Annotated in this window: 8 protein-coding genes and 1 rRNA gene (1 of these 9 running past the window's edge); 5 read left to right on the plus strand and 4 right to left on the minus strand. The window is 40.7% G+C overall.

Translation table 11 applies throughout. The features are described from left to right. Positions 1 to 243 precede the first annotated feature (243 nt). The 3 genes from QUG14_RS20975 to QUG14_RS20985 all read left to right on the plus strand — a co-directional run bounded on the left by QUG14_RS20975 (position 244) and on the right by QUG14_RS20985 (position 6,326). Entirely contained in the window at positions 244 to 2,304 is a 2,061-nt protein-coding gene (locus QUG14_RS20975) for a beta-galactosidase GanA (protein WP_289342377.1), read from the plus strand. 197 nt (positions 2,305 to 2,501) lie between these two features. After that, positions 2,502 to 5,564: a glycosyl hydrolase 53 family protein gene (locus tag QUG14_RS20980; RefSeq protein ID WP_289342378.1), complete on the plus strand. Its 3,063-nt coding sequence runs from the start codon at positions 2,502 to 2,504 to the stop codon at positions 5,562 to 5,564. Positions 5,565 to 5,684: 120 nt separating this feature from the next. Then, positions 5,685 to 6,326 (plus strand): diguanylate cyclase, encoded by a 642-nt coding sequence (locus tag QUG14_RS20985; protein WP_289342379.1) that lies wholly within the window; start codon positions 5,685 to 5,687, stop codon positions 6,324 to 6,326. 70 nt (positions 6,327 to 6,396) lie between these two features. On the opposite strand, the gene QUG14_RS20990 is transcribed toward QUG14_RS20985, so the two are convergent. The 3 genes from QUG14_RS20990 to QUG14_RS21000 are packed head-to-tail and all read right to left on the minus strand — an operon-like array spanning position 6,397 to position 10,361. Then, positions 6,397 to 7,500, minus strand: coding sequence for a GerAB/ArcD/ProY family transporter (locus QUG14_RS20990; protein ID WP_289342380.1), 1,104 nt, complete (start codon positions 7,498 to 7,500; stop codon positions 6,397 to 6,399). A gap of 34 nt (positions 7,501 to 7,534) precedes the next feature. Continuing rightward, positions 7,535 to 8,749, minus strand: a complete 1,215-nt coding sequence (locus QUG14_RS20995; RefSeq protein WP_289342381.1) for a Ger(x)C family spore germination protein — start codon at positions 8,747 to 8,749, stop codon at positions 7,535 to 7,537. Then, the gene (locus tag QUG14_RS21000) at positions 8,739 to 10,361 is read right to left on the minus strand and encodes a spore germination protein (protein WP_289344202.1); all 1,623 of its coding nucleotides are present in this window, start codon (positions 10,359 to 10,361) and stop codon (positions 8,739 to 8,741) included. The genes QUG14_RS20995 and QUG14_RS21000 overlap by 11 nt, the downstream gene beginning before the upstream one ends. Positions 10,362 to 10,489: 128 nt before the next feature. On the opposite strand from QUG14_RS21000, the gene QUG14_RS21005 reads away from it, so the two are divergent. Then, positions 10,490 to 10,732 (plus strand): YczF family membrane protein, encoded by a 243-nt coding sequence (locus QUG14_RS21005; protein ID WP_289342382.1) that lies wholly within the window; start codon positions 10,490 to 10,492, stop codon positions 10,730 to 10,732. A 240-nt stretch (positions 10,733 to 10,972) separates the two neighbouring features. Here the strand turns inward: QUG14_RS21005 and QUG14_RS21010 are convergent, their stop codons facing one another. Further along, on the minus strand, positions 10,973 to 11,896 hold the full coding sequence (locus QUG14_RS21010) for an AEC family transporter (RefSeq protein WP_289342383.1): 924 nt from the start codon (positions 11,894 to 11,896) through the stop codon (positions 10,973 to 10,975). A gap of 478 nt (positions 11,897 to 12,374) precedes the next feature. Here QUG14_RS21010 and QUG14_RS21015 point away from each other — a divergent pair. Further along, a 16S ribosomal RNA gene (locus QUG14_RS21015) occupies positions 12,375 to 13,149 on the plus strand; it runs 775 nt beyond the window's last position.

Genomic DNA, 13,149 nt, shown 5'->3' on the forward strand with positions numbered 1-13,149 from the left:
TTAAGAGTCCTGATGAAGGACAAATCTCAGGGCAGAGGAAGAAGATTTGTCCTTAAGAGTCCTGATGAAGGACAAATCTCAGGGCAGAGGAAGAAGATTTGTCTTTAAGAGTCCTGATAAAAGACAAATCTCAGGGCAGAGGAAGAAGATTTGTCCTTAACAATATGTCTTAAAAACAAAACTCTAAAGGTAACAAGAAATTTGCTCTAAGAAGGAATCTTTAGTTGTTAGAAGGAGATTACTATGTCTAAACATGAAAAAACTTACGTGACGAAGGCTGACTTTATGCTTCATGGCGGAGACTATAATCCGGATCAATGGTTAGACCGTCCAGATATACTAGAAGATGATATTAAATTAATGCAACTTGCTCATACAAATACATTCTCGGTCGGAATTTTTGCTTGGGCCGCACTTGAGCCAGAAGAAGGGGTCTATCATTTCGAATGGCTGGATGAAATTTTAAACAATATACACAGTATTGGCGGCCGTGTTATATTAGCGACTCCAAGCGGTGCTAGACCTGCTTGGATGTCACAAAAATACCCTGAGGTTTTGCGTGTGAATGGGGCTCGAGTGAAGCAACTGCATGGCGGTCGTCATAATCACTGTTTCACATCACCTGTTTACCGTGAAAAAACACAGAAGATTAACCGTTTATTAGCTGAGCGCTATGGTAATCATCCTGCACTACTTATGTGGCATATTTCGAATGAGTATGGCGGCGAATGTCATTGCAATTATTGCCAGGATGCATTTAGAGGATGGTTGAAAGCGAAATACAATAACGATTTAAAATCCTTGAACGATGCCTGGTGGGGTCCTTTCTGGAGCCATACGTTTACCGATTGGTCTCAGATTGAATCACCTTCTTCGATTGGAGAAAACATGGTTCACGGTTTAAATCTAGATTGGCGCCGTTTTGTTACGGACCAAACGATAGATTTCTATGAAAATGAAATCGTTCCAATTCGAGAATTAACTCCAGAAATTCCGATTACCACGAATTTTATGGCGGATACGCATGAGTTAATCCCGTTCCAAGCGCTTGATTATAGCAAATTTGCGAAACATCTTGATGTCATTAGCTGGGATGCATATCCTGCTTGGCATAATGATTGGGAGAGTACAGCAGATTTAGCGATGAGAGTGGGCTTTATTGATGATCTTTATCGCTGCTTAAAACAACAGCCATTCTTGTTAATGGAGTCTACTCCAAGTATGGTGAACTGGCATCCAGTAAATAAAGCAAAACGACCTGGAATGCACAAGTTGGCTTCGATGCAAATGGTGGCACATGGTTCGGATAGTATTCTGTACTTCCAGTGGCGGAAATCCCGCGGTTCTTCGGAAAAATTCCATGGTGCGGTTGTTGATCATGACAATAGTTCAGAAAATCGCGTGTTCCAAGAAGTGGCTGAAGTCGGGGGAACGCTTGAAAAACTAGGGAATGTTGTTGGGACGAACCGTCCAGCTGATGTTGCGATTCTTTATGATTGGGAAAGCAATTGGGCGCTTAATGATGCACAAGGATATGGCTTGCAGACGAAGCGTTATCCGCAAACATTGGTGCAGCATTACCGTGCATTCTGGGAACAGGATATTCCAGTTGATGTCATAACGAAAGAACAAGATTTTTCTTCTTATAAATTATTGATTATCCCAATGCTGTATTTAGTAAGTGAAGAAACGATCGCGCGTTTGAAGGAATTCGTAGCCGGCGGAGGCACGTTAGTTACGACTTATATCAGCGGCATTGTTAACGAACATGATCTAACCTACTTGGGTGGATGGCACAAGGACCTGCAAGAAGTTTTTGGAATCAACCCAGTGGAAACAGACACGTACTATCCTTCTGACCGGAATTCAGCGACGTATCGCAATCAATCTTATGAGTTAAAAGATTACGCAACAGTCATTAAGGTGGGGACAGCAAAGGTTGAAGCTACCTATGAGGATGATTTCTATAGTGGTACACCAGCCGTAACAAGTCATGATTATCAAGGTGGAAAAGCCTACTATATCGGCGGCCGCTTAGAAGATCAATTCCAACGTGACTTCTATCAAGAATTGATCAATGACTTGTCACTGCAACCAGTCTTTGCGGTAAAACACGAACAAGGCGTTTCCGTTCAAGTTAGACAAGCCGAAGAAAGTGACTACGTATTCGTCATGAACTTCACCGAAGAACAGCAGCCAATTACCATCGAAGCACAGGTAGTTGATCTGATAACTGGCGAAGAAATCAGCGGGGAACTTACTTTAGAGAAATATGAAGTACGGGTACTTGAGAGAAGGAAATAATCAATCAAACTGGGTGGGGTAGACTAATCCCCGCTTATACGTATCACTGAATTGGGACTAATCATTCTATTAAATAGAATGAAAGTTTTAAATTCAGTGATTTTACTAGATTAATAGGAAGCGCTTACCGAGGGATTAACACATTTCATATACACGCATTACAATCCACAAAAAATTATTGTAAAGGTGATGGGAGAATGGGGAAAAGTGGTCGGATTTTAGCAATGTTTTTAGCGTTTTTAATGGTGTTTAGTTCATTATTTGTCAACATCAAACCCGGAGTGGCAGCAACTGCACCTTCTTTGGTGAATGGTGGATTTGAGTCGGATTTTTGGGCTGATAAATCCTGGAGCGTTGATTCCATTAATTGGGATAAGGTAGATATTTTGCATTTTGCCTATTCTGCTGATAAATGGATGACTCCTGATGCAGGAACGCATGCTTTTAAGTATTGGATCAAAGATACAGCAGGCACAAACCAGACTTTTACGGTAAAACAGACTGTAAATACACTCCCTGCTGGAAGCTACGAACTATCTGTTAAATCCATGGGGGGAGCAGGTGGAGAGTCAGCTTCTGTAAAGCTATTTGCAGGGAATGAATCAATAAATGCAGTAACTACTACAGGTTACAATGCATGGGGAATGGTCACATTGAAATTTGAAGTAACAAAAGAAGTTTCAAATTTTGAACTGGGTGCAATAGTCAGTGGCGCACCAAAAGCTTGGGGTTATTTAGATAGCTTTAACTTAACTATGCTAAAAGCAAGTGTTCCTGATCCTGTTGAAGCCGATATTTTTGTAGAAAGAGTAGATGGTATCAGCGAGGATTTTATTAAAGGTGTCGATGTTTCAAGTATCATTTCTTTAGAAAAGAGCGGTGTGAAATTTAAAAATGAATCTGGTGCTGAACAAGATATTTTTAAAACGTTAGCGGATTCAGGCGTTAATTATGTCCGTGTCCGTGTCTGGAACGATCCATTTGACGCTGCCGGAAATGGTTATGGCGGTGGAAACAATGATTTAGCAACCGCGATTGAAATTGGAAAAAGAGCAACAGAAAATGGAATGAAGCTGTTGGTGGACTTCCATTACTCTGATTTCTGGGCTGACCCAGCTAAACAGCAAGCACCTAAGGCTTGGGCAAAATTAAGTTTTGAAGATAAGAAGCTAGCTTTATATAAATATACAAAAGACAGCCTGCAAGCCATGAAGGATGCAGGGATTGAAATTGGTATGGTTCAAGTTGGGAATGAAACAAACGGGGCAATGGCAGGAGAAAAAAATTGGACAAATATGAGTGCTTTATTTAATGAAGGAAGTAAAGCAGTTAGAGCGATTGATCCTGATATCTTAGTAGCCTTACATTTTACTAATCCTGAGTCAGCAGGAAGATATGCTAACTATGCTAAAACTCTTGCTGATAATAACGTCGACTATGATGTATTTGCGAGCTCTTATTATCCATTCTGGCATGGTACATTAGGCAATTTAACGACTGTTCTTAAAAATGTTGCCGATACGTATGGCAAAAAAGTAATGGTCGCTGAAACCTCTTATGCGTATACAGCTGAAGATGGAGATGGACACGGAAATACAGCACCAAAAGATTCTGGTCAGACATTAAATTACCCAATTACCGTTCAGGGTCAAGCGACCGCTGTAAGAGATGTAATTCAAGCGGTTGCAAATGTTGGCGAAGCAGGAATTGGTGTATTTTATTGGGAACCAGCTTGGCTTCCAGTTGGTCCAGCAAATCAATTAGAGCAAAATAAAGCAATTTGGGAAAAGGATGGTTCTGGTTGGGCAACAAGCTACGCTGGAACATATGATGCACATGATGCAGGTGTGTGGTATGGCGGAAGTGCGGTAGACAACCAAGCTTTGTTTGATTTCAATGGTAAACCATTATCTTCATTAAACGTGTTTAACTATGTCGATACTGGATCTGTTGCCCCGTTAAAAATCGACGAAATTAAAGATATTACAGTTAGTGCGATTCTAGGCGAAGATATTACTTTACCTGAAACGGTTACTGTTACGTATAACAATAGAACAAAAGGATCGACTCCTGTTAAATGGGATGCTGCGGCACTTGAACAAGCAATCAGCGGTGGTGTTGGAACATACGTAATTGAAGGAGTTGTGGAAGGTGGGGTAGTTGTAAAAGCACACCTTACCATTAATGCTAAAAATTATGTGATAAATGCTGGATTTGAAAATAGTGATCGGTCGATGTGGAAGGTTAGTTATGCAAATGGAAGCCAACCACATACTTCGTTCCAGAAAAAAGCTGCTGATGCGAAATCGGGTGAATATGCTTTCCATTTTTACTCAGATAAAGGTGTGAATTTCAAAGTAGAGCAAACCATCACAGGCTTAGAACCAGGTTATTACAACCTTTCAATGTTCCTGCAAGGTGGAGATGCGGCAAACCCAGAAATGTACTTGTTTGCAAAAACAAGTGAGGGAGAATTAAAGGCTGATACTTCTGTAAACGGCTGGGTGAATTGGAGTAATCCTCACGTTGATGAGATTCTTGTTCTTGATGGAACGATTACGATTGGAGCAAGTATCAAGGCAAATGCTGGTGCATGGGGAACATTAGACGATTTCTATTTATACCGCTCAGGTGATGATACCAAGGCGCCGGTTACAGAGGCAGTCCTTTCAGGACAAGACCGGAATGGCTGGTATAACCAGAATGTGAATGTTACTCTGAATGCTAAAGATGATAGATCTGGTGTAGCAAAAACAGAGTATAGATTGAATGATGGTAATTGGAAAACTTACGAAGGGTCATTTGAGGTAAGTGCTGAAGGGGAAAATGTGGTTCAGTACAAGAGTACAGATCGCTTAGGTAACATTGAAGATGTTCAATCTGTCACAGTGAAAATTGATAAAAGTGCTCCAATATTGAATGTTGCTTTTAACATGAGTGTCCTAACCAATCCAAACCATGCGCTCATTCCAATTAAAGCATTGGTTGATGGTGCGGACAACCTTTCAGGGATTAACAGGATTGAATTAGTTTCAATCGAAAGTAATCAACTTGATAATGGAAAAGGTGACGGGAATACAGTTCAAGATATCCAGGGAACAGAACTTGGAACCATTGATACTGATTTTCTGCTAAGAGCAGAAAGAAGTGGAAGTGGGGACAGAATTTATACTGTAACCTATAAGGCATGGGATGATGCCGGAAATTCTGTTATCCAAACCAAACAGATTATTGTAAAGCATGATAACTCGAAAAAATAGTAGAGATAAGAGCTGAGTTTTAAATATCAGCTCTTATCCTTCTTTTTTGTAATTGAATGGGTGCCTGCCGAGAGTCATCAACTATGTCGTGCCGAAAAAGTTCATCTGAAGGACGGTCGAATGGTAGAAATGGATGCGGTTCCAATGGAGGAGGCTGGTCGATTTGATGGCTATCTATGGATTTATCGTGATGTGACAGAAGATAAAAAGGCTGAACAAAAGCTTCAGGAGGCCAATCAACTATTACAGAAGCTTTCGATGGTCGACGGGTTAACGGGAATAGCTAACCGCCGTTGCTTTGATGACACATTAGAGAAAGCGTGGGACCAGTTAATCTCTTATTCGGAACCTCTATCCCTCCTGCTAGTTGATATTGATTTCTTTAAAGCATTCAATGACTTGTATGGCCACCAGGCTGGAGATTTTTGTCTTCAAAAAATTGGGGACATCTTTAAGGACCTGCCTCTAGAACCTGATGGTTTGGCAGCTAGATATGGAGGAGAGGAGTTTGTTGTGTTACTTCCTGGGCAAAATGTTGCCCAAGCTGTTGAGGCAGCCCACTTAGTACAGGAAGCGGTTAAGAACGCACAAATCCCACATAAGGGATCTTCCGTTAGTGAATGTGTAACCCTTAGTATTGGTATTTCCACGATGGTGGTTACGAATAACCATCAACCAGCTGCATTAATCATGGAAGCTGATAGGGCTTTATACCAGGCTAAGGATAATGGAAGAAACCAGATAAAGGTATATCAAGGATAAGGCTTCTTATGGTACACACAATATGATTGAAAAAAGGACAAGGGGGCCTCGGCTCCTTGTCCTTTATGTGTTATGGATGACTCACCTTTTTTCGATTTTTTAAAAAGGCGATCCCTAAGAGCAGTAAGGGAATAAGAATAATGAAGAAAGGGTGCAAATAGTGTGTAACAAATTCCAACCCTTCCTTTAAATGCTCAGCATAGCTGCTTGCGATTGTAACAGACATGAACAAAATAACCATCCCCATTGGATATGTTAACATTGAAGGTTCTTTTATCTTGAATATAACTGCGGTACTTGCAACGGCTGCATAAAAATATATGCTTACCTTAAAAAAGATACAGATGACCATAGATATCATGAAAAAAACATCAAGACGTTCAAGAAATTCTGCCACTTGTATGCTTTGAATGGTACTTAAAAGCGGAAATTGCGAGCGGGATGCAAGGTCAACACCCAATACACCAATGTTAATCGCCATGGTGATGGCAAGATTAATTCCGCTCAGCATAATTGCAAATAAACCTATTTTTTTCACACTTTTTCTTTTTGTTATATAGGGGAAAATCATTGAAAAGACAATGGCTTCACCGAATGGAAAATATAAGGTTTGTGTGAAAACTACTTTGGCTATAGGAAAAATGCCATCCTCTAGTATAGGTTTTAAATTATTCATATCAATGAGCCCAGAAAAGATAATCAGAATAAAACCAGTAATAGCAAGAAAATAGATAGAGACAAAAAATAATTCTCCCGTTCTTGCCACAACCTCAATACCTTTGCTAACAGCATAAATAATAACCAGCATTAATAAGGCATTTACGATAAATAAGGGAGTTTCGAGATAGGCAAAGGTTAGGAGCATCTCTCCAAAATCGCGAAGTACCCTGGCTGCGGTATACATAAAAAAAATAATATAACAAAAGGCAAGGAATGTACCCACTATTTTTCCAAGCAACTTTTGCATATATTCCGGGGGGACTAGGTCTGGATAATAAAGAAATAAACGGTAATTTACCCAGAATAAGAATAGCCCTCCTGACATTCCGAAGAAAATGGCAAGCCAGGCATCCTGTTTGGCATCAATTGCTAGAGGTACCAAAATGGCGCTGCCTAGTTCAAATAACAAGATTAGGACAAAAAGCTGGTATAAGCTTATTTTTGCCTTTTCCACGCTTTTGTCACATCCTTTTCATCCTTTTTGATTATTACTTATTAACATGGTGGGGGTTGTTACGTAATCCTGACCGACGAATAAAGGCATCAACTACTATATCTATTTTTACTTCTGGAAAATAAACATCATGCCATTTAGAGGCCATTTTTTCCCATTCCTTAGGGTTTGTTCGATGAAGTGCATCTCCGAAACCAAATATATCGGATTTATTTTTTTGGGCCTGTTTCACAGCCATAGAAATCTCTTTTTTAATTTCCTTTTCTAATTCTTTTTCTAATTTTAAAAGAACATCAGGATTAATAAGATCTATGGGTACTCTAGCCTCACCAATATTACCCTCCGCCTGAACTTCGATTGAAACGCGGGGCTTTCCTTTTTCCATTTTTGCTATTACCTTTGTTTTTTGTCTGATTAATTCATATAATATAGCCTCGTCTTTTCCATCCCACTTTACACCAATTGCAGATGCATTTAATTTGTCGAGGAGGAATACAGACCCTCTTGCTGTCTCACCATCAATCCAATGTGTTAACTTCCCGTTTTTAAATATCGCAAGACTCCCTGCGTAAAGTAAGGAGGAGGGTTCTGTTTGCTGGGTACTCTCCATTTTTTTCCCTTTATTTACATCTCCACTTACACGAAATCCCGAAACCACTAGTTCCTTACCAGGCGAGACAAGTATCTTTATCGCATCTTGCATCGTAACAGAGATATTTTCTCCCCACGTCTTTTCAGTAAATTTTAACGTTTTGATTATTTTATTGGATGGGATTTTATCAATTGCTGTCAATACTTTAACAATGTCGGAAGCCTTCGATCCCTGGGCGATCACAATGTTTGCTGTATTCCGAAATTCCGCGTCCCTTTCAAGTGGGTCAAGAATGTTGCTGATGGATTCCTCTTTTGCAAGATCTTCACTAATGACAACTAAATTTGTATGCGCATAATACAGTCTTCTAGACAATTTACGGGATGTCATTCTGCTTAACTCCACAATACTATCTCCTGTTCCCGTTACGATGGAAACGGGAGGTCCTTGAGTCCCGCCGCCGCCTTGCATGCCGCCTGCAACGTTACCTGGATTGATAATTTGCAAAGTGCCAACATATCTGCCTTCTTCATTCTTGTCTATTCCAAGGGCAGCAACAATAGCCAAGTCGGTTAATTCCTTTTTGCTCCAACACCCTGATAAAAGGAGAGTACTAACGATAAAAATTAGGAAAAACCTTAATCGTTCAATTTTCATCCTGGTCACCTTCTTCTACTACAGAGTTGACCATCCCCCTGCTTTTAGGAGGTTGTGGTTTCTGATTATCTCCTACTCGATTCTCCTTATCACTGCTGCTAAAAAGTCTTGGTCGTTTTTTTTGTGCCCATAATGGCAGACGGACGATTGTATCGCCGAGGTTAGCCGGGATAAGGGGAGCCATTGGGGTTAAATAAGGTACCCCGAAAGACCGAAGACTGCATAAATGTACGGCTAAAATAATAACCCCCAAAATGATCCCGTAAAAGCCAAAGGTTGCAGCAGCAAACATAAATCCAAAGCGAATTAATCGTGCAGAAATCGCCACTGCAAAAGCAGGAGTTGCAAAATTGGCTATTGCAGTAATGGCAACAATAATAACCATGGCAGGGGAAACAATACCTGCTTGTACGGCCGCTTGACCAATAACCAGCGCACCAACGATTGAGATTGCTGAACCTACGGCTCTGGGCATCCTTACTCCTGCTTCACGGAGGATTTCAAAAGCTACTTCCATAATCAATGCTTCGACCAACGCAGGAAAAGGGACTGTTTCCCTCTGGGCTGCGATGGCAATTAACAGCTGAGTTGGTATCATCTCCTGGTGAAAAGTTGTGACCGCAATATAAGCAGCCGGCGCTATAATGGAAATAAAGAATATTAAAATCCTTAAGAATCTCAGTGCGGTTGCAATATCAGCACGGCCATAATAATCTTCAACCGACTGGAAAAATTGTATAAAAACAGCCGGTGCAATAAGTACAAACGGCGTACCATTCACAATAATCGCAACCCTGCCTTCAAGGAGATTACCGGCAACCATATCTGGCCTTTCCGTATGATAGAGGGTTGGAAATGTAGTGGATGCCTGGTCTTCAATAAGCTGTTCAATGTAACCAGATTCAAGGATGCTGTCAATTTCAATCCTCTTCAATCGATTCCGAACTTCCTCTACAATCTCATCCTTTGCAATGCCTTTTATATACATAATGGAAACATCAGTTTTCGTGACGCTGCCGATTTTCATATTTTCCAGCCATAAATCGGGGTTTTGAATACGCCTCCGAATTAACGCGGTATTGGTACGGATGGATTCGGTAAACCCATCTCTCGGACCCCGAACCGTAACTTGGCTGCCAGGTTCTTGAATAGAACGCTGCTCTCCACCTCTGGTGCTGGCGCTAAGTGCTTTTTGTGTACCATCAACGAGGATAATACTCTCACCAGACATTAATGATAGGAACAGGTTGTCCCAATCAGTAATCTCCTTCACATCCCCCAGGGCTACTACTTCTTCAAAAAGGATTTCAAAAATAGGCCGGCTGTTGTGAGCGTGACGATTATTCATAATGGATTCAATTAAAAAGTCATTAATTGACTTACTATCGGCAATCCCTTCTACAAAGACAACCGCTGTATCAGGTCCATTGCCATCCCCAAGCTGTAATTTTCGGATGACAACATCAATGCTATTCCCTGTTTTTTCTTTAATGTAATGTATTTGATCTTGTAAAGAACTATGAATTGCTTTAGATGACTTTTCGTTAGGTTGAGCATGTTTCTTTTGCAATTTTAATTTTTTTATTTTTTTGGATAGGGAAAATAGAGACATCGTCACTAAACCTTTCCTGCTTTTTTATTATTTTCCACCAATATTGAAAAGGTATTCCTCATTTTCTATAAAGTACCAGCAAGCTACGTACAAAGAATGAGGAATCATATATAAATAGGTGATATGGAATGAAAATAATCTTTATTACAATCGCGATGTTAACAATATTAATAAGTTGTTCCTTCGGAATTGACCTCATGTTGGGATATGAAATGAAGACCGCATGGCGTAATGCCATAAGCCCTTTTCGAGTAATGGAAATCCCTGAATACTTTGTCTTTGTTTTTCTAATCGCCATTTATTTACTAAAGAAACTGTATGGTTTGGTTAATAAATGGATAAGCAGAAAACTAGCGAAGATTTTGGAGTAGGTTGTATAGAGGAGTCTCATTCGGACAGGAGAAGGCGAAAAAAGAGTGGATCTGTCTGAATGTAGGTATCATTCAGACAGTCCAATGCCCAAAAATATAAATCCCTTATTGAATGCAGATTCTATTCAGTAAGGGGCAATCGAAGTAAGGCAATTTATAATACGTATCATTGTAGTTTCAATCGCGGTATAGTTTTTTCTTAAAGCCCGGCAAAACGGAACGAAAGATATCTCTTGGAACCTACTTTACTAAAACAATCAATATCGGCATTACGAAAAAGGACAATAGGGTAGTCCACAGAATCGTTTTGGTTAACACCTTTGGTGAGGCATCAAACTTTTCTGCTAGAATGCCTGCGTTGATGGCAACGGGCATACACGATAATACGAGTAGAGTTGAGAACATAATGCCTTCTATTTTTAACAGTTTTAAACATAATAAAGCAATGAGAGGAGCAATCAATAATCTCATACCCATGCCAGACCAAAAGGTAATCCTTGTATTCCTGGTGATACTCTCTGTTTTTACATTAGCCATTTGTGCTCCAAGTACCGCTAAGACAATGGGAGGGTAGGCTTCTGCAATCATTGAAACTCCGGTGGAGAGTCCGCTTGGCAGGATTAGGTCAAATGTACGTAACACCAAGGCTAGTAATACCGCGTAAATAGCCGGCAGGGCAAACACTGATTTAACCGCACTTTTTATTGTAAAATGAGAACGTGCTGCGAAGAAGATTCCTAGTGTGTGCATCATGACCATCTGCATGACAATATAAACGGATGCCTTTTCGAGCCCTAACTGTCCGAAAGCAAGCAAGGTGAGTGGTATTCCGTAGTTGACCGAATTAGTGAATGAGGATATTAAGGTTAATCCAGCTATATCGTTGGCAGGCAGTTTGAGTGATTTCCCTAAAATATTGGCTGCAAAAGCAAGTAATAGTAAATTTAACATCGAATAAGCAAGAGTCAAATAGACATCCTCACGCGACAGGTTCGCCTCGATTAACGTATCAAAAATTAAGAACGGAGTTAAGTAATATAACGCAAAGTTTAAAAGCGGCTTGATTTCCATCTTCCCAAACCTACTAAGCAAGACTCCTGCTATGACAGGTATAGAGAGCGGTAGAATTACATCAAAAAGCGTAGCGAATATTTCAGTTATCATAAAATACTTCCTCTCGAATTAACAAACTTTCATTTCCGGGATGATTCTCGAATTGTTTATTTAATTATAATAGATATTCTCTTCAATGAAAGGAGGTAACAATCTCATCATAGAGGATGATTGCTTACATCAGCTAAAAATTCAAGGTATTACTTAACTGAATATTTCTTGTTATCTTAAGAGATGTTATGAAGAAAAGTTATTTCGAAAAAAAGAAAACTTTTTGTTGCATTAGTGAATCGAAGGTGATACTATAAGGGAGTTGCTTTTAACGCTAGCTTTTCTAGTTAAAAGTAAGAAGAAAAAAAGTTAAATTAATATATTGAAATAATAATAGAAACGTGATATGATAGTATCACTGTCGCTTAAGACAATTGTTAAATTGCTCTTTGAAAACTAAACAAACAAGAACGTCAACAAACAATTTTTTAGCTTTTTATAAAAGTTAAGCCAACGTAACAAATGAGCTATATCAACTTTCTTGGAGAGTTTGATCCTGGCTCAGGACGAACGCTGGCGGCGTGCCTAATACATGCAAGTCGAGCGAATCTTCAGGAGCTTGCTCCTGAAGGTTAGCGGCGGACGGGTGAGTAACACGTGGGCAACCTGCCTGTAAGACTGGGATAACTTCGGGAAACCGGAGCTAATACCGGATAATCCTTTTCCTCTCATGTGGAAAAGCTGAAAGTCGGTTTACGCTGACACTTACAGATGGGCCCGCGGCGCATTAGCTAGTTGGTGAGGTAATGGCTCACCAAGGCGACGATGCGTAGCCGACCTGAGAGGGTGATCGGCCACACTGGGACTGAGACACGGCCCAGACTCCTACGGGAGGCAGCAGTAGGGAATCTTCCGCAATGGACGAAAGTCTGACGGAGCAACGCCGCGTGAGCGATGAAGGCCTTCGGGTCGTAAAGCTCTGTTGTTAGGGAAGAACAAGTATCGGAGTAACTGCCGGTACCTTGACGGTACCTAACCAGAAAGCCACGGCTAACTACGTGCCAGCAGCCGCGGTAATACGTAGGTGGCAAGCGTTGTCCGGAATTATTGGGCGTAAAGCGCGCGCAGGCGGTCCTTTAAGTCTGATGTGAAAGCCCACGGCTCAACCGTGGAGGGTCATTGGAAACTGGGGGACTTGAGTACAGAAGAGGAAAGCGGAATTCCACGTGTAGCGGTGAAATGCGTAGAGATGTGGAGGAACACCAGTGGCGAAGGCGGCTTTCTGGTCTGTAACTGACGCTGAGGCGCGAAAG

Source organism: Neobacillus sp. CF12 (assembly GCF_030348765.1).
Classification (GTDB): domain Bacteria; phylum Bacillota; class Bacilli; order Bacillales; family Cytobacillaceae; genus Neobacillus.